Origin of the sequence: Pleurocapsa sp. PCC 7319 (genome assembly GCF_000332195.1) — a bacterium.
Classification (GTDB): domain Bacteria; phylum Cyanobacteriota; class Cyanobacteriia; order Cyanobacteriales; family Xenococcaceae; genus Waterburya.
Map to the genome: position 1 here is coordinate 37,176 of NZ_KB235916.1, position 17,477 is coordinate 54,652.

The 17,477-nt window shown below is 38.3% G+C and carries 15 protein-coding genes; 9 read left to right on the top strand and 6 right to left on the bottom strand.

Features of this window, described 5'->3' with window-relative positions:
- Nucleotides 1-337: 337 nt before the first annotated feature.
- The gene (locus PLEUR7319_RS0100190; protein WP_019503187.1) at nt 338-3,721 is read right to left on the bottom strand and encodes a Swt1 family HEPN domain-containing protein; all 3,384 of its coding nucleotides are present in this window, start codon (nt 3,719-3,721) and stop codon (nt 338-340) included.
- Between the two features lie 145 nt (nt 3,722-3,866).
- On the opposite strand from PLEUR7319_RS0100190, the gene PLEUR7319_RS0100195 reads away from it, so the two are divergent.
- Entirely contained in the window at nt 3,867-4,265 is a 399-nt protein-coding gene (locus PLEUR7319_RS0100195) for a lecithin retinol acyltransferase family protein (RefSeq protein ID WP_019503188.1), read from the top strand.
- Between the two features lie 98 nt (nt 4,266-4,363).
- Here PLEUR7319_RS0100195 and PLEUR7319_RS0100200 read toward each other — a convergent pair whose 3' ends face one another.
- From PLEUR7319_RS0100200 to PLEUR7319_RS0100210, 3 genes are read right to left on the bottom strand one after another with little or no spacing between them, the layout of a single operon-like run.
- Nucleotides 4,364-4,789, bottom strand: coding sequence for a type II toxin-antitoxin system VapC family toxin (locus PLEUR7319_RS0100200; RefSeq protein ID WP_019503189.1), 426 nt, complete (start codon nt 4,787-4,789; stop codon nt 4,364-4,366).
- Entirely contained in the window at nt 4,789-5,094 is a 306-nt protein-coding gene (locus tag PLEUR7319_RS33600) for a hypothetical protein (protein WP_019503190.1), read from the bottom strand. Before PLEUR7319_RS33600 ends, PLEUR7319_RS0100200 begins: the two co-directional genes overlap by 1 nt.
- Before the next feature lie 26 nt (nt 5,095-5,120).
- On the bottom strand, nt 5,121-8,042 hold the full coding sequence (locus PLEUR7319_RS0100210) for a DUF1156 domain-containing protein (RefSeq protein WP_019503191.1): 2,922 nt from the start codon (nt 8,040-8,042) through the stop codon (nt 5,121-5,123).
- Nucleotides 8,043-8,307: 265 nt separating this feature from the next.
- Between PLEUR7319_RS0100210 and PLEUR7319_RS39840 the strand changes: the two genes are divergently transcribed.
- Genes PLEUR7319_RS39840 through PLEUR7319_RS0100225 form a run of 3 tightly spaced genes read left to right on the top strand, consistent with a single transcriptional unit; the run spans nt 8,308 to nt 10,927 of the window.
- Nucleotides 8,308-9,273 carry a hypothetical protein gene (locus tag PLEUR7319_RS39840; protein ID WP_019503192.1) on the top strand — a complete coding sequence of 322 codons (966 nt, stop codon included), beginning with the start codon at nt 8,308-8,310 and terminating at the stop codon, nt 9,271-9,273.
- Between the two features lie 45 nt (nt 9,274-9,318).
- Nucleotides 9,319-10,296, top strand: coding sequence for a hypothetical protein (locus PLEUR7319_RS0100220; RefSeq protein WP_019503193.1), 978 nt, complete (start codon nt 9,319-9,321; stop codon nt 10,294-10,296).
- A 7-nt stretch (nt 10,297-10,303) separates the two neighbouring features.
- The gene (locus tag PLEUR7319_RS0100225) at nt 10,304-10,927 is read left to right on the top strand and encodes an Hsp70 family protein (protein WP_019503194.1); all 624 of its coding nucleotides are present in this window, start codon (nt 10,304-10,306) and stop codon (nt 10,925-10,927) included.
- Between the two features lie 192 nt (nt 10,928-11,119).
- Here the strand turns inward: PLEUR7319_RS0100225 and PLEUR7319_RS0100230 are convergent, their stop codons facing one another.
- Nucleotides 11,120-12,247, bottom strand: coding sequence for an ISAs1 family transposase (locus PLEUR7319_RS0100230; protein ID WP_019503195.1), 1,128 nt, complete (start codon nt 12,245-12,247; stop codon nt 11,120-11,122).
- Nucleotides 12,248-12,303: 56 nt separating this feature from the next.
- The gene (locus PLEUR7319_RS40370; protein ID WP_144054201.1) at nt 12,304-12,510 is read right to left on the bottom strand and encodes a hypothetical protein; all 207 of its coding nucleotides are present in this window, start codon (nt 12,508-12,510) and stop codon (nt 12,304-12,306) included.
- Nucleotides 12,511-12,789: 279 nt separating this feature from the next.
- Between PLEUR7319_RS40370 and PLEUR7319_RS43035 the strand changes: the two genes are divergently transcribed.
- The 5 genes from PLEUR7319_RS43035 (at nt 12,790) to PLEUR7319_RS0100255 (ending at nt 17,476) form a co-directional block, all read left to right on the top strand.
- Entirely contained in the window at nt 12,790-13,080 is a 291-nt protein-coding gene (locus PLEUR7319_RS43035) for an IS1 family transposase (protein WP_071592890.1), read from the top strand.
- Nucleotides 13,081-13,329: 249 nt separating this feature from the next.
- Nucleotides 13,330-13,626 carry a hypothetical protein gene (locus tag PLEUR7319_RS0100240; protein ID WP_019503197.1) on the top strand — a complete coding sequence of 99 codons (297 nt, stop codon included), beginning with the start codon at nt 13,330-13,332 and terminating at the stop codon, nt 13,624-13,626.
- Nucleotides 13,619-15,643 carry a radical SAM protein gene (locus PLEUR7319_RS0100245; RefSeq protein WP_019503198.1) on the top strand — a complete coding sequence of 675 codons (2,025 nt, stop codon included), beginning with the start codon at nt 13,619-13,621 and terminating at the stop codon, nt 15,641-15,643. The genes PLEUR7319_RS0100240 and PLEUR7319_RS0100245 overlap by 8 nt, the downstream gene beginning before the upstream one ends.
- 37 nt (nt 15,644-15,680) lie before the next feature.
- On the top strand, nt 15,681-16,601 hold the full coding sequence (locus PLEUR7319_RS0100250) for a DUF692 family multinuclear iron-containing protein (RefSeq protein WP_202804198.1): 921 nt from the start codon (nt 15,681-15,683) through the stop codon (nt 16,599-16,601).
- Complete coding sequence (locus tag PLEUR7319_RS0100255) at nt 16,598-17,476, top strand: hypothetical protein (RefSeq protein WP_019503200.1); 879 nt, start codon at nt 16,598-16,600, stop codon at nt 17,474-17,476. The genes PLEUR7319_RS0100250 and PLEUR7319_RS0100255 overlap by 4 nt, the downstream gene beginning before the upstream one ends.
- Nucleotide 17,477: the final 1 nt, after the last annotated feature.

Consider the following 17,477-nt stretch of genomic DNA (forward strand, 5'->3'; position numbering starts at 1 on the left):
CAATAACCTACAATCAGCTCTCACTCTTTCTTGGAAATGTTTGTTCTCTGAGTAACGAGAATCAAACAGAATTTTGAGCTGCCAAAATTTGCTTTATATACCTTTGTTTCTTTTATATCAAGGTTATTTTGGCTTGTTTCAACTTATCTGATAAGTTGATTTTAATAATTTCATCGTAACTCCTTTTTTCTCCAGATTTAGATGCGTTCGCCCTAAATAAAACCTTGACTTGGTTCAACGCAAATTATTAAATATGAGCAGTAGAGGAAGGAGTTCACTAAATTAGTCTAGCCAGTTGTTGGACAATTCTATGATGAAATACAATATTTAGTCTTACTTATTCATCTTCAAAACCCTGAGATGTAAACTTCAGTGTTTTACAATTCTCACTCACCGTGCGAATCACATTATCTGGTATTCCATCTTCTTCCTTAGCTTCAATTTCTAGAGTAACTTTAACCATCCCTTTGTTGAGACTTGTTAAATGTTGTACAACTTCATCAGCGATCTTTTGCACATCATCAATTAGACGCAGTGAACTAAGTTCCACAGTGCCGTGAAAACGTCGCTTTGGCTGAGTTTCAATAGTAACAACTGTAGAAGAATCGGTTGTTAGCTCTGTACCATTGGTAGAAACAGAAACGGGGTCTACTGTATAACTACTGGTGGTAGTTTGAACCGTTTTGCCATTTCCATTATTGAGCGTAGATGTATATTCTAATCGTTGTCTTTCTTCTTGTTCTGCTTTAAATTGGGCAGAAGCTACCTCTGGTTTAACTAAGAAATCAGAACTACTAAATTTAGGGGTAATTGGCTGACCTGCTTTTAAACCTAGATATTTTCCAGTAGCTTCATCGAAACCATTGGCATAAGCAAAATTTTCCTGCCAAGAACATAAATCTTTCCCTACCCCATCAGAGATCGCATCTAGTAAAACCTGTTCGTTTTTTAGTCGCGGTAGATAAAGGTAATTAGTTAGATATTTCCAGAGGGTTTTGAGGTCGATGTGGTTGGCATTTTTCCAGACATAATCATTGAGAATTTCCAGAGTTAAACGAGCAGGAGCATAGGTAGTAATTAGGTGTTCTTCATGACCTAATTTGCGACTAGCTTGTAAGATAGGGGAGTCTTTGACTGAAAGACGATATTCTTCCCATTCTAGATCGCCTGTAGGTTCTGGTTGAGTGGGAACGAGTAACCATTGATAAGTATCTTGCAATGACATCTTAACGGTCTTATCTGCGTCTTTTAATTTCTTCTCAGCTTGATTTTTCTGAGAGCCATTAAGGTTGAGATTTTCTTTTCCTGAATCAGCGACTATTGATTCCCAGGCTAAATATTGATTTACCAATCTCATCAAGTTTTCTTGTTTGTTTCGGTCGGGAGCAAGAAAAACCAGAAGGTTTTTACAATAGCGAGGTGCAGTACCTTTGGTATCGAGTATTTGTTTTGCTTCGGTTAAAGCATCACTACTTTTAGCTTTACTACTATGGGTTAGGTTAGGTTGGAGTACAACTAATCTAACTCCCATTGTTTCCTCATCGGGAACATCAGAAGATGAATTAGGTGCTATATGAACACCAGCAAAATCTCCCATCTCCCTATCTAGCTTAAGTCTTCTAATAATTTCATCCCAGGTTTGGTCTTCTCTGTACTGGGTAGCGCGATCGATCGCAGTACGGGTAACGTTGGGTTGAGTATCGATCCAATATCTCTCGCTACTATCGACATAGAGATAAGTTGCTTGGTTGGTCAGTCGGCGCAGGGCATCACCAAAGGTCGCTACATTCTCTCCAGGTTGGGTACAGCCTAATTTGATTCGGCGAATATCTAACCCTTTATTGGCAGCTTTTTGCAGTGGTGCAGAACCCATGTAAATAGTTCTAGTTACCCGACGACAGGCAGAATAACGCCCTAAATTTGAATGTTGGCGGTCGAGATCGACGGGAAGGGAATTAGTACCATCCACATCTTTATCAATAATGGGCAGCCAGTTGTCATCCAGGTAGCGAGTCAGTTCTGACTGTACCTGCGAATCAGCCATCGGTACGTTGGCAGGAAGAATCATTAAATTCTTATCGTTCTCTTGCCACAGATAGCTAATTACCTTTGCCATCAAGCGCAACACTCCGCGAGTGCGCTGGAATTTATCTAAACTCGACCAATCTTCGTACAGACGCTCAAATAATTCGGGATGGATAGGATAAGCATCTGTAATTCTTCTTTCATAATCTTTTTCGCGACATTCTGCGGGAAATTCAGTTTTTTGGTCGCGATACATTTGGCTAAACGCACGTATAACGGTGTCGCGAGCGGTAAATAAAGTAGGGTCGGTAATATCTTTGAACAGACGACGGCGAACGATATGGAAACTTTCTTCTGCGGTGGCAGGTCGCCAGGGAGATTCTACCCGACCAATGGCATTTTTAAGACGCTCTAAAGCTTCTTTCCCTCTATCTCCACCGATTTCAATATCCGAAGCGGGAATACTGACCACTAATAAAGTGTTGTCGGCGTTTTTAGCTGATTCACTAAGGGTTTGGGCAAAGGTAAAGTGGGTATCGAAATCTCCCCCAGGCAGATCTTTCTCGTAATGCAGTTGACGAGCATAAGCTACCCATTCATCTACAAGAATTAGACAGGGTGAATAACGATTGAATAAATCTTTGAGCTTATCTCCAGGATTAGTAGCAGTTTGGTCTGCATCTGCAACCATTTCATAACCTTCTTTGCCCCCAAGTTGCCAAGCGATTTCTCCCCAAAGAGTTTTAACTACAGTGCCATCTTTTTTCCGTTCAGGAGTTCCAGGAGATATTTTGTTTCCTACCAGAACAGCAGTTTTGACATCTTGGGGTGGATTATCGATTCCAGTTTCGGTAAAAATGGCTTCACATCCAGGTAAGTTTTGGGCGGAAACTCCCAAACACAAATGATAGAGGGCTAACATGGCGTGGGTTTTACCACCACCAAAGTTAGTTTGTAATTCGATTACGGGGTCGCCTCCTTTGCCACTGAGACGAATCAAGGCATTAGTAAGTAAGTCTTTAAGTCCTTCAGTAAGATAGGTGCGATGAAAAAACTCTGTAGGGTCGCGATATTCATCGGCACAGTTTTTATCATCCAGGTATACTTGCCATAAATCCGCTGCGAATTCCGCTTGCTGAAAGCGTCCTGAAGCCACATCATCGTGGGGAGTTACAATTTCCCGCCAGGGTTTTAAACCACCTTGAGGATTACTTTCAATAGCGACATTGGTTGCTTTGCGTTTTTCATGGCGGGCTTGTTCTTCAAAGCGCAGGCGTAATAGTTCCTGTTTTTGCTTTTCTACCGTATCAGCTTGAGGTGCAGAAATTGAAGAGAGTAATCGGGCTGTGCTGTCTAAAGCGCGGTAAGCATCATCAGTAGAGAAATTTTTGCCATGCGCCCAATCGTTACGAACCGTTTTGAGTTCCCCAACTAAATTTCTTTCAGCGTTTCCTAAAGTCTTTTTAAAAACATTATGCCACTCACCAAAAAATACGTTAATTAGATCGGTTACATCCTGTTGTAAGCGTTCGGCGGTAGTGCGCTTGAGATTGCGGTCTTCATATAAATGACTGAGAGCATGATTTTCCCAATGTTCGTTATAGACAGAACGCATTTCCCTTTCTACAAAAGGATACAAGCCTTCTTTTAAGGTATCTAATGATCTGCCTACTCTTTCTTTATTGGTAATAGCCATGTGAGAAACTCGATGTATTATTCTTAGAGTTCCCACAATCCTAAGTAAAATGTTTATTCTTCGTTGTGATTGAGATCGGACTATTTTGGGTAGCAGAAAACTATAAAGGAAATATCACAAAATACCCTTTATAGGTTCTCTTAATATGGCACGAGGCGATCATATTTACGTTCCCACCAAAGTTCCTTTTATCAATCATCATGGGATTGATTGTGGTGGCAATTTAGTAATTGAATATAGTAAGAATGGGAGAATAGATTTAGTATCAAAACAAGCATTTACTCAAGGAAGAGATATTACAATAAAACACTACTCAGATGCTGAATGTCTTCCTCCCGAATTTGTTGTAATTCGTGCCTATAGTAGATTAGGGGAAACAGAATATTCTCTTCTCTGTAATAATTGCGAACATTTTGCCAGTTGGTGTAAAACTGGTAATCACTTTAGCGAACAAGTTCCTCAGTGGATGGATAAGGTATGGTGTCAAGCACCTGATATTAGACCTATAGTTCCAGCTACAAATTATACGAGCTACTCCTATTAGTTGATTTCTACTTTAGCTGGTTTAGACTGGCTCTGACTTCTGCGATCGCTTTTTTGGTTTGCTTTGCGCGATCACATTATCATTTTTCCCAAGGACTTTTATTTAACTAAATGAATCCAGCTAATTGTATCTTTTACGCTATTAAATAATCTTTTGTCTGAAGTATAAAATTCGGCATTAAACCTCTCTGACAGAGCGAGGTAATGAGCATCGTAAGCAGCACGAAGATTGAGACTCTTTGCCAGAGCCATAGCTCGCTCGTGCAAATTGCGATCGCCATACAGAGTAATTCCCAAATTCAAAGCCTCTTCTAATAATTGTTCTGCCTCTTCAGGTAAGATTTGTCCCGCCACACTCATGCGATGAAAGACATTAGCAACTTCATAGCCGAACAAAGTAGGAGCGATTATCTGGTAATTTCGCTCTTGCCACTCATCCCACAAAACGATAAATGGTGAAGTTTCAGAGCTAGCTTGAACTAAAAAGACTATAAAATTGGCATCGACGCAAATAATTTCTGACATTATTTATCCTTCTCGCGCGTTCCCTTGCGCCTTTCGTCGGCGCGGGGTCGCTCGTCTTGAGGACAACAAGCTTGCATCAATTGTTCGTCTCTTTCTTCTCGCATCTGATGAATGATTTCAGTTACAGATGGTTTAAAAGGTTTTCCACCACGACGGGCATAAATTTTTTTAGCTCTGGCAATAATTCTGTTTCGCTGTTTTTCCCAATCTGACTGAGGTTTAAGCTTTTCTTCCAGTAATTTCTTTTCTTCTTCTGACAGAGAATTAATTACCTGGACTAAAGATTCAACCAACTTAGTATTCATCGTCTTACAATATCAAGCTTACTTATTTATACTACTAATTCTCCTTGAACGACTGTTTCCAACTGCTGTTCCATCGCAGCCAGACGATTTATTTCTGACCAGGATGTAACCAAACTATTGTAAGAAATTGCCTCTTGTGTCCAGCCTTGTCTGTCGCAAATTACATACAGGCGATAGGCTAAATCTCGGCATATTTCCCCTTTGTCTCCTAATTGAGCCAAGAGTTTAGCTGCACCAATTTCACCCTGTTTATCTAGGGTTTGAATTAAATATTGGGTAGCCTCCCAGTCGGGAGTGCGATCGTCCTTGGCTGGATTCCAGTTTTCGGGTAGCTCTTCTCTTTGAAGCAGTCTAACTTTACCGTTCTTGGCTGTTAGTATTCCTGCTTCTTCTAAGCCTTTGATGCTGGTATTTTTGGCTTTCGAGAGAGTTTCCGCGTCGCCATACTGTCCTTCCTCAAACTGGTACTGTTCAAACCAAGTCAAAGCCCAACGGGTATCGGGGTCAAATTCTCCTTCCTGTTCGTTCAAGAATTCATCGATATAGGAGTTAATTATCTGTAAGGCGGTACGGACGCACATGGGATTGCCATCTGCCTCTAATACCTTGCTATAGCGAGAGAATACAGACATTCCCAAACCGATGCTGGCTTGAGCTAAATCTACAGGGGCGATATTGCCTTGTTGTAGGGTTGCTAAGTCTGCGGGAAATTCTTTTTGGAGTTGTTTGAGGAATTGGCGACGGGTAACGGAGGGAGCATCATCTGTACGAGGACGACAGACAAGTGCGATAGATGATGCTAGGGCATTTGAATTATTGGCAATCATACGATGATGTTGTTCGCTACGCATCGGTAATGTACCAGTAATGCTAAAACCAGCTTGTATTAATCCTTCAAGCATGGTTTCCCAACCAGTTGAAGCAATAGTTGAATTACCATTATTGCCATTAGTTTCCGTTTCTGTTTGTTTGAAAGCATAATAGATAGTTAGAGGATACCTATTGCTAGCCATCTTACGCATTCGTTGAAAAGCTTTGTTTAATCCCGTTTCAAAGAATTCTTTAGCTTTTTGTTTACTTCCTCCAAACCTATAGGGTGTTGCAACTAATTCTGGTTCTTTTGGTACGAGGAGAGTGCTGAATAGATCGGGATAAATTGAGCTTAAGGAACGGCGTAACCAGACGTAAAAAAAGTCAGAGAGGTCTGCATAGCCAATATTATCGTAATAAGGCGGATCGGTTGAGACTACTATTGACTCTCGATAAATATCTGAAGTCGCTGCATCTATTTGAGTTACAATTCCTTTAGCAGAACAAGATAGATTTTGTAGAGATTCAATAGTTGAATTATATAAACTAATCCATCCACCACTAGAGTTACTAAAAGGATTTGCTTCTATATAATCCCATGTCATCGGAATAGCTTGTCTAGCAAAGGTACAACGAACTTGCTGATTGCTGTTGTGCCAAGTAGCTATTGAAGACCAATAATCAGTACATCTATCAACAGCAAATGCTAAGTATGTTGCTAAGGCATCAGCATAAGCTGTTGTTCCAGTTCCGTCTTTATTTTGAGATAGATTATCGTTTTTAATTCCGATGCCAATAGCATTTTTTTTAATAATTTCTCTGACTTCATCTACCAAATCACAAAAAGTATTTAAAGCAACAAGTTGACGAGATGTAAATAGTTCTCCAAACGTTTGCATACCGTAATTAGGTGTTTTGAAATCTCGCGTGTTATATGGTAGTTCTGCTTCTGGCTTCCATTCTGGTTTTGCCAAAGCAGCAATATTCTCGTTTTCTTCGTCAGGAGATAAATAAATTCTTTTCTTATTACCTTCCGCTACAATTGCCATCAATTGAGCGTTCATCCGACCTGCTTTTCCTTCGCTGCGAACATAATCAAGATTGCTAGGAGTAGCACAAGCAAGACAAACAGCACCTTTTCTGCTGGTTGTTCCTTCAATTGGTTTACCTTCACCAGTTTTGACTTCAAACTTGATTACTGTCGGATTTTGACTACGATCGATGATGGGTTCGACCCAAGCTTCCTTACCCTTCTTCTTAGAAAGTTGGAACGAGCGCACCAAAGGCATTTGGCAACCACAAGCAGGATTGGGACATTTGACTGTTCTTGCCCACAACCAAGCAATTACTGTAGCTTCCCCACCTCCATGTTCTTCTGGTAAATCAACCTTCGGGTAAAGATGACCGATACGTTTTTCCGCCTCATCCCGCATCCACTGACCGTAGTAGCGCACATCTTCCGCTAGACCCTGCGCTCCTCGCCATTGATTAATGTCTTTGGTTTTTCGAGCTTCTGGGTTAACTGGAGGTTTATCTTTAAACTTTGGCGGAATCTCTATTAAAGCCTTGGTAATCAATACTGCAACGGGATTTAAATCGCTACCGTGAGCCTCAATCCCTAATCTTTGAGCTTCTAAAGGTATCGAACCGCCACCACAAAAAGGATCGTAAACTGGTGGAGCATATTCTTGAAGATATTTTCTGACTGCTTCGGATTCGGTAGGTGGTTCGTGATTGTTTGCCCAAGCCAAACAACGAGCAATTTCTTTTTGTGCTGCTTCAATGATTGGCGAAGTCCCAGTTTCATCGGTTTTAATATCGTCCCAGGAAACTAAGCCTCTTACTACCTGCTTGGACTTTCCCCTAACTTCTTCCGTCTCAATTTTGCCGATTAAATCGTGTAATCGCTGTCTCTCTGCCTGTTGCTCTTCTTCAGTAGGAAACTTATCAGGATGGGCTGAAGGGTCATCTACCAAGGAGGCAAATAATACTGCACGACAAGCTGCCAAAGGTCGTCTTGCCCACCACAAATGTAGCGTAGAAGGATGCCCGTGCCGAATCGATTTTTCCCTAGCTGACTCTTGGTTTATTGCCTCAAGAGGCATGGAAACTTCGATTAGCTTTTTGCGGTAAGACATGAAGTTGGCAGATAGAACAACCAACCATTGTTACTTTGTTTAATACTTTGTTACATCAGGAAAAGCTCGTACATGAAAATACCAATAATTACAGTAATCTCAGCCAGCAAAGAACAATTCTTTTTTCTTACTTTTTGTAAAGCTTAATTTTTAATTTGACGCTCTCGCAGCCAATCTGCTTTTTTATCCAAATTTTTTTGAAGGTCGGGAAGCTTTTTTCAATGGAAAGGGAATTCTTAAAATTGATCCATGAAAATAATCACATATGGGAATTTATCTGGACACAGTAGAGGATAACAACGAGAAGGAAGAGTGGAAAATTACAGCTATAAGACAACGATTAGGGATCGTATCGTCACTTCCTAAAAATTCATCATCAGTTAAATGTCCTGTTTGTAACAGATTCCTTTTTACTGAGAAAGAGCTGAACGAACACATTTTCAAAGAACATAGACATGATTACAAAATATCTAACGAGCTTATAGATTCTAAAGATTCATATTTTGATTTCAGTGAAGTCGAACAATCACAATTGTTTGATCTGGAAAAGAAAATCATATCTCTCCAATTAAGAATTGATCGCAACGATCGTAGTGTTGACAAAGAGTGGTTTATGTACAAAACTAACTATCAATCTAATTTGAACAACCCTCGACTCAAACAGTATCTATTTGGCTTTTTAGAATATTTAAGAGCGCATGATCTTGAGGTGAACCGACATTCAACAGATTTTGCAGCACTTTCTAGACATTTTAGCGATGCTTATGGAAAATTACAGCCTTTTCCAAGTCATTTAGCTCAACAAGCTCGACGTGCGATCGCGCTAAAAATGAATTGGTTTTGGGAATACAAAAAAATACCAGAAAGCTCCCTGTTTTTCTTAACTTGGCACTTTTTTACTCACACTTATGAAGATATCGAAAAAATTAATGATCTACCAATTTTCAATGAACGACAACAAACAGGAATTATTATTGATGGATTTCACTCAGAACTTTTAGAGGCAATTAAATTTTACTATAGTGATCGTTCAGTTCTCAATTACAACTGGTTGCACAAGCTAGAACAGCTATTAAAAGGAATTGATAATCAAAACTATGCAGATAAACTAACCTTATTTAAGGCTCGACTCTATCGTGATTGGTATGAGTTCAGCTTAGCAAAAGAAGCTTATCGTAGTATCAGAACTCATCCTGATTTTGGAGCAGAAGCAAAAGCATTTAATAGCTAACTACTATTTACATCTTTTAAAAATATTTTGGTTGCATATTAAAAAATGAAAAATAATCAAAGTAAGCGCATATCAGCTAAGGATTTATGTGAGGAGCTAAACAAAATATCCCAACAAAAAACATGGAATAAATCTACAGCTACACATTTTATTGATCTAATTATTAATCCAGACCGACAATATCAATTAAACAATGATCAAAAAAAAAGCCTAATAGAGTCCATTAAAAATTGTCCTAAAAATGCTCAGTCTTTTATTCATCTTGGTCTTATCATCGAAAACTTTATGTCTTCAACGGGAATAAGAACTCTAGATGATATTATTCCAGAAATTACAAACTTTATTAAAGAAAAAAAACTTGAGCTAAAATCTCAAAGTAGAGAAGAGTTACAGAAATTAGAAGGTGATCACTTAGTTAATTGGTTTGAAAAAGAACTAAATTCCAAACAAGAAAAAGAAAAAATTGATTTTTTGAGAAATTTTCTTGCTTACCTAATTGGCATAAAAAAAACATCAGAATTGACTCGTCGTGAATTGTCTATTGCAGATCTGCTCAGTGCCAAGAAATCTTCAATTAGCGAAGCCGAACGCTTAATTCGCTTTGAAAGCTACAATCAAATCTTGATAACTCAACAGACACATAAAATTAAGCAACTAAATATCAATTTGGCAAAAGAGCAAAAAATTAGTTCTCAAAGACGAAGTAACATAGTTAAACTCGAATTACACTGCCAAGAATTAGAAAAAAAACTAGAAAAAACACACACAAAATTAGAAGAATTACAGGCTAAGTTAGAACAGGAAAAAGTACTTTACAACCAACTAAAATCATCTAGTACAGCAAAAATTAGTCAACAGCGAAATTCGGCTTTATCACAAGTTAAAAGTCGTTTAGATCACGAACTAGATAAGTTAGAGCGATTTTTTAATAGTGATTCTGATTCTTTTCAGTCCAATAGACAGCTAGGCTTGAAGATTATTAACAAGATTAGGGAACAATTATCTATAAGTGACAATATCTAAATAATTTATGCTTGGATTTGGAATTGACTTTGGTACAACTAACTCAGTAGCTGCTGTCTTTGATGGTAGAGAACTAACTTCTTTCGTTGATAATAATGGTCGTCCCCATCCATCCGTACTTTGGTTTAGAGGTAGTGAAAAACCAATTATTGGGCGTAAAGCCAAAGACAAGCTTAGAGATTTTGGCAATATACCAGGAAATCAATTTATTAAGTCAATCAAAAGCCAAATTAAACAAGAAACAGAGATAGAAATATTTGGCAAAAATTATCATACTTGGCAAGTGGCAAGCGAAATATTTAGCTTTCTAAAAGAAGATGCCGTGAGAGGATACCCAGACTATCCAGAGATTAAAGAAGCAGTTATTACTATTCCTTTGTATTTCAATGGACAACAACGAAAAGCCATTCGCAAAGCTGCTGATAATGCTAACATCTTTGTCAAAAGTTTTATTCACGAACCATTTGCTGCTGTAATTGGCTATCTATTTTCCAACTCAAATTCAATAGAGAACCTCAAAACTGTCAAAGAAAACATTTTGGTTTTTGACTGGGGTGGTGGAACTTTAGATATAACTTTGGTCAAGCTAGATTCTGGAACTATATCTGAGGTTAGGGCGAACGCATCTTAATCGTGATAAAAAAGGAGTTAGGATAAAGATATTAAAATCAACTTATCTGATAAGTTGAAATAAGCCTAAATAACCCTTATATAAGAGAAAAAAAGGTGTATAAAGCTAATTTTGGCAGCTCAAAATTATGCTTGATTCTCCACTTGCTCAAACAAGCATTTCAACCAAAAAATGAGAGATGATTGCGGGTTCTTAAAGACCTAAAACTTTAGCCAAATATTGATTATCCCAAGCTGCCTTGAGTCTTTTATTAGCTACACCAACCTTGGCAGTCTTTTCCCTCGATAAAAGATTCAAAGCCATCTTTCTCAATTGGGATAGGTTTTCGGGGGCATGGTCGGAGTGGACTGGAGAATCATCCTCTTTAAAAGCTACGTCTAAGACCCAATGGACATTGTTCTCCACACCCCAATGACTGCGTACAGCATGAGCTAGTACTTGAGCATTACTGCTAAAACTGTTGAGATAATATCGTCTATTCGTTGTTGTTTCGCCATCGACTTTTCTGACAGATTCGATTAAGCCAATGCTTTGCAGACCAGACCATTTCGACTCATCAAAGAACAATTCTGTGACTGGCATTGTCCAATGACGACGTATTTCCGTTCTTCCATGACCCTTTTCGATAGTGCGATGGAAATCATGCTCTACCTCTGACCAATCACTCTCTTCTGCTTGGTCAAATAAATTTACTACCTCCTGGAAAAGATTTGGCTGATTTTCTTTCAATGCCAGACAATAATCAGCACCGTTATCTTGAATCAACTTAGCTATCTTCGTCTGAGTCCCCATCGCATCTATAGTTACTAAGCATCCACATAGTTCTAATACCTCGATTAATTCTGGGATTGCTGTAATCTCATTGGATTTATTCTTTACCTTTGTCTGACCTAGAACCAATCTTTGTTCTGTTGCCCATGCGTTGACTATATGAATCGCTTTTTTCCCTTTGCTCTTAGAGCCAGAATGTTTAGCCGTTTTGCCATCAATACTGATTATCTCTCCTGGAATTAGTTCTGATATTGATTTGACCCAATCTCGAAAACATTGTTCAAATTCTTTTGGGTCAATTCTCGCAAATACCCTCGAAATGGTGTCATGAGAAGGAATACCATTTGGTAGTTCCAAAAACTGCTGTAACCATTCTTCTTTGGCATTTCCGTATTGTTCCATTGCTACCCAATTATCGGCACCGCACAGCATTCCACAGATTGCAATAGCTAGAATATCGATTAGTTTATGGTCTTTGGTTCTGTCTATTCTGGGGTCGGTCAAATTGGTAAAATGATCTAACAAAGTAATCTTTGGCTTTAGCTTCATTCTCCCTTAGTTACGCTCTAGTTTCATACCAAATTAATTTATCATTTTCACTCAATTTAAGATGCGTTTGCCCTACTCTTGTGTATCGCGCTAAAAAGTGGGTCATCATCAGTATATCGACCTCTTTTACACAGGCAAAGATTGATTGCTGCGATCGCACTTTTACCCAAACCAATTGTCTCAGGTTGTCCGATCTTCCCCTTGCCCGTAATTACTAATTCACCTGTACTATGATAAAAATCACATACATCGCAATTGACCACCTCAGATCGTCTTAACGCATTACCTCACATCAAAAGTAAGATTGCGCGAGATCGCGCAGCGAGCTGGCTTCGCCAATCGCGTACACCTTTGATGGTATCGAGTAGGCTATCGTATCCCGCACTTGGGGCTAATCTATTGCGAGGTAGTAAGGGTATTAAGTTATTGAATCTGGGTTGAGAGTTAACAATTTCCATAACTCAATACGTAATGAAAAACTCCATTTCTACCTCTTGTTGTAAGACCACTTCTGGTTTCTGTTCCACAATCCCAGAGCGTAATTGGGAAGCCATCTGCTGAGTATCATCTTTTGTCAGTCAATCAGGCTAGAACCTTTTGGAATCAAACATTATTGTACGGATGGATTAGGAGCATATCGAAGACATTTGCCTGAAGATAGACATGAAATTAGCAAAAAGAAAACTCAGAGAATTGAACAAAAACATATTCGATTACGAACTAGAATCAAAAGATTACAGAGGAAGACAATTTGCTTCTCTAAGACTGAAGAAATGTACGATCTAGTGATTGGATTATTTATCAATAAATATGAGTTTGGATTAAGTCTTTAAACACAAAAAATTCTCTTCCAATTAACCCGTTTTTAACCTTTATCTTGTGTTGAATATTATCCATTTGCTGTCACAAGACCTATTTAGTTGATTTACACTTATTCACAACTCTTGTGATTTATTAACTCTATTCCCAGAATATTTATGATAAACATGTTAAATGAGCTATTAAAATAAGCTATTAATTTAACACCGATCAACTCTTAGTTAGCTTTGCTAGTTAACTCCAATTATTCAGGAGAAAAATCAATGAGTGAAGGAAATGACCGTTTGTCTGAATTGGAAGAACTCGACGTTATTGAAGCACGTGAATTAAATGTTGGGAATTCATTTCATGCTTTTCGTTTCAAAGCTGTAGAGCCCGTCGATGAGGTTACTCGTAGCTTAATAGATAAAGCTGCAGCTACTCTAGGTATGACTTATGAGCAATTTTCAGAAATGGTTGATAATGAAGCTGTTGAAGACAATCCTCATGCAAATTTCGCTCGCGGAGTGCTTTCATCAGTAAGGACACTTGCAGCTCTTCAGCTTAAGTTGCGTGAATAAGAAAACTGACATATTACTAATTTTCCCTCCAATTACTGAAGCTCGGCTTTTTCCGTATTTAAGTTTACCATGCCTAACAGCTTATTTAAGGAAGAAGGGATTTCTAGTAGCCCAACGAGATTTAAATATCGAGTTGGGCTATGCATTGTTTGATGCTGAAATATTAAAAGGATATGTTGATTCTATTCAAAAAGATAATACAAGGAAACAAGAGCTTAAATGGCAATTTCGAATGGAGATGGGGGCTTTTCTCCAAGCTAGACATTCTGAACTAGTTCTTGCTCTAGAAGAGAAAAAACATCCTCAATTGGATATGGGAGCAGTAGTTCGTTTCATCCGACAAGGAATCGATCTGTTGATTGAAGAATCAGCATATATGAATCCGCCATCTACTATTTCAGATTTATTTAAAGGGGCATTATCTTTAATTAAAGGTACCAAATTGACTGACTTGGTTTCCACAAAAACTGAAGCTCTTGTGGAAGAGGCGATTAAGTCTTTAAAGCCACGCATTGTAAGTATCTCGATTCCGTTTTATAGTCAGCTCTTTCCTAGTATTCATATAGCTGGATTTATCAAAAAATCATGGTCTGACTGTTTAATTGTGTTAGGTGGCCCGCAAATAATGCTGCGTTACGAGGAGTTAGCAACAATACCTGGCATATCCTCTATCGTCGATGGCCTTGCAATTGGAGCAGGAGAAAAAACTCTGGAAATCCTATTGAATGTTTGTCGAGGATGCTCAGTTCCCGCTGAAGTGCCAGACTTTGTATGGACCAAACAACCTTTTCAGAATAAAATCCAACGAGTTGAAAGAATACCTCTTAACGAACTGCCAGTACCTGACTTTTCAGATCTACCTCTATGCAAGTATTTATCCGAAGAGGTTCAACTACCGCTCATTACCTGCATCGGTTGTTATTGGGGAAAATGTTGTTTTTGCTCCTATGGAAATCGCTATTACTGGGAGAAATCATATGAGGAAATTTCATCAGAAACCTTAGCAAATCATTGCCTTGAATTGATTAAAAAATATAATGTTAAGAGAATAAATTTTGTAGATGAAAATACAAATCTGAAGCTTGTTCTTGCTGCTGTAAAGCTGGTTGAGAAAAATGGAGAAAGGATCAGATTTTCTACTCGCAATCGATTGGACTCAGTGCTCCTTGATTTCAACTTCTGCTCAGAGCTGGCTAAAAGGGGGTGTGTGCTTATGTCAGCTGGCTATGAAACAAATTCACAACGGCTTCTCAATCTCATGAACAAAGGTATTAAGGCATCAAATTACCAAAAAATTATTAACAACTTGCATAGAGTTGGTATTCCTCTTCGGCTTTCGGTAATGGGTGGACTCTTCGATGAAACTGCTGAAGAGGTTCGAGCATCAGTTGCATTTCTTAAAAAGAATTCAAATAAGATTGGTATTGATGTGATGCAAATGCTCGTGGCTGAACCTAAGACATTTTTGGAAAAAAATCCTGAACAATATAAGTTAGCGCTTTCGAATCATGAAGAGCTTCGTGGCAATAAGCTACTTAATTTTTGTCTGGGTAGAATGGGCAGAAAGATACTCTATAATAACGGTGATACCTTTAATGAAAGGCTCGAAGAATTCCTCTCATTCTATTATAAAGTTGATCCGCAGATGAATGATGAGTTATACCCACCTTTACGCAATAAAAAACAAGGTCAACCATTTTCTCAGGCGGAAAAACTCAAAAAAAATAAATCGCTATTAAAAGAGGAACATGAAGAGAGTAAGAATCTCCAAGGTCTTATTCTTCTTTTGAAACCTTGGATAAGAGTCATTTCATTAGAGATTGAAGAAATAACTCGTCAAATGCTTATTGATCTATTGTGGCAGAAGTATTATCTTCTACCTTCAACAGTTGGTTTTGACAGAAGAAAGAATGTACTCTTTACTGATAGTTCAGGAAAGGGTAATCCAGTCTTGTTACAGTTAGAGTCCCTAGACACAGGACAGATATGCAAAGGGAGAAAATCTGATGTTGATTGATAGATTTCCTTTAATAACCAAAAGGTTGGGGCTCGGTATGGGATTAGACATGCCTTGGAGTCGTTATTCTAAAGGTTTTAGATTTAATTCTGATGCTGGAGATTCAATTTCCGATGAACTCAAACATTTTTTTAACCTCTATCGTCAAGACTTCAATTATATCTTTTTGGCATTTCAGCCTCGAGGTCGCAGTTTGTTACACGCTGAAGACTATTTTGCTGCTTACGATCAGTTTTTCTCAACTTTTGAACATGGCCATCAACGAGTACGAGCATTGCATCACACACTATTGAACTTAGGAAGTATAGAGCACTATGACAAAGCACAGATTGTAGAGTTTACCAATCTCTTGATTAATCGCTACCAGTTCATGTGGATAGTCGAGGATTTAGGTATCTGGTCTTTGCACGGCAAATCTTTACCATATCCACTACCTCCATTCCTCACTCAGGATGGACTTAATTCTTGCATTGAGAATGTTAAAACTTATCAAAACGAACTTCATGTTCCACTTTGCGTTGAGTTTCCTGGATTCACAGAAGGAAATTCGTTTTACATTGGCGATTTGGATGCCTTCGATTTCTTTGCAGAAGTGTCTCGTGCTACAGGTTGCCCTGTAACTATCGATGTTGGGCATATACTAAGCTATCAATGGTTACATGGAAGATATGGTAAGCGTCAAATAGAGGGACTTGAGCGTCTTCCACTCGATCACTGTTTCGAGTTACATCTTTCTGGCTGCAGTATTGTTAATGGCAAATTCAGAGATTTACATAACGGTATCCTTATGGACGAGCAACTCGAGGTTCTCGAGTATCTCCTCGATAATTGTCCTAATCTTAAAGCAGTAACTTATGAAGACCCACGTTTTACTCGAGATGGTTATATTATCCCTCGCGCACAGAAAAACTATGAAATCCTTAAGATGACAGTAGCTGATTGGGCGGAGACACTATGATTCAAAAAGTAATTTCAAAAAACAAATCAAATTCTTCAAAGGCTGTTATAAGTAGCGAAAATATCAAATACCTTGAACTACCTGAAGTACTCTATCAGCTAATTTATCATCACTCATTCAGGAAACAATTTTTGAAAAACGAATGGAGCAATCTTCCAATTAAACCTTCTGATAAAGAACATTTAAGTCATATTGATACACGAGAACTTGTAAAAATGTCAAATCAGATTTGCCGTGAGTTACTTTATGGCAAGGAATTTGGGAAGTCTGGGTTAATTCAATATTTTTCGAATACATTTAAATGCTTATCTGCCTATGGTCAGAACGCTAAGTTTATAGTCCAAGATTTCATGGAATCAGAAGCTTTTCGTGATAGCAGAGATGTAGAGTTTGCCGGGCAAGGGATATCTCTTGAAGAAGCGTTCTACCTATATTTATCTCAGAATAGAATTTTTATGTCTGCCACTAAGAAAAACCGATTTTGGTTACAACATGATTTTCTTAAGTCATTATTATCTTTATTAGTTATTAATCAAGAACCGAACTTTAGAGTATTGTCTTCATTGATTCAGCAAAATAGTGTTTGCTACTATTCCCTACCTCTTTATCCATCTTCATTCGTATCTCTCATACATCCAAAGCTTCTCAACAAGTCTAATGATAATCATAAAGTGTGTTTTTTATATGCCGCATCTTCTGATACATTTGTTTCGGGACCAATTCACGAAGTAGCCAGGGATATGCTTGCGTTAAATGATATTGCCTCAATTTATAGTGAAGGCATCAATCTCGCCAAGAAGTTCAATATTACTTTTAACGATATTTTATACTTAGCGAAGAAATTGACAACTCTTGGACTCTTAAAAGACAATTGAA

Bases quoted from the DNA above. Each gene is read 5' to 3' on its own strand.
- PLEUR7319_RS0100190 (WP_019503187.1), bottom strand. From the start codon at position 3,721: ATGGCTATTACCAATAAAGAAAGAGTAGGCAGATCATTAGATACCTTA.
- PLEUR7319_RS0100195 (WP_019503188.1), top strand. From the start codon at position 3,867: ATGGCACGAGGCGATCATATTTACGTTCCCACCAAAGTTCCTTTTATC.
- PLEUR7319_RS0100200 (WP_019503189.1), bottom strand. From the start codon at position 4,789: ATGTCAGAAATTATTTGCGTCGATGCCAATTTTATAGTCTTTTTAGTT.
- PLEUR7319_RS33600 (WP_019503190.1), bottom strand. From the start codon at position 5,094: ATGAATACTAAGTTGGTTGAATCTTTAGTCCAGGTAATTAATTCTCTG.
- PLEUR7319_RS0100210 (WP_019503191.1), bottom strand. From the start codon at position 8,042: ATGTCTTACCGCAAAAAGCTAATCGAAGTTTCCATGCCTCTTGAGGCA.
- PLEUR7319_RS39840 (WP_019503192.1), top strand. From the start codon at position 8,308: ATGGGAATTTATCTGGACACAGTAGAGGATAACAACGAGAAGGAAGAG.
- PLEUR7319_RS0100220 (WP_019503193.1), top strand. From the start codon at position 9,319: ATGAAAAATAATCAAAGTAAGCGCATATCAGCTAAGGATTTATGTGAG.
- PLEUR7319_RS0100225 (WP_019503194.1), top strand. From the start codon at position 10,304: ATGCTTGGATTTGGAATTGACTTTGGTACAACTAACTCAGTAGCTGCT.
- PLEUR7319_RS0100230 (WP_019503195.1), bottom strand. From the start codon at position 12,247: ATGAAGCTAAAGCCAAAGATTACTTTGTTAGATCATTTTACCAATTTG.
- PLEUR7319_RS0100240 (WP_019503197.1), top strand. From the start codon at position 13,330: ATGAGTGAAGGAAATGACCGTTTGTCTGAATTGGAAGAACTCGACGTT.
- PLEUR7319_RS0100250 (WP_202804198.1), top strand. From the start codon at position 15,681: ATGGGATTAGACATGCCTTGGAGTCGTTATTCTAAAGGTTTTAGATTT.
- PLEUR7319_RS0100255 (WP_019503200.1), top strand. From the start codon at position 16,598: ATGATTCAAAAAGTAATTTCAAAAAACAAATCAAATTCTTCAAAGGCT.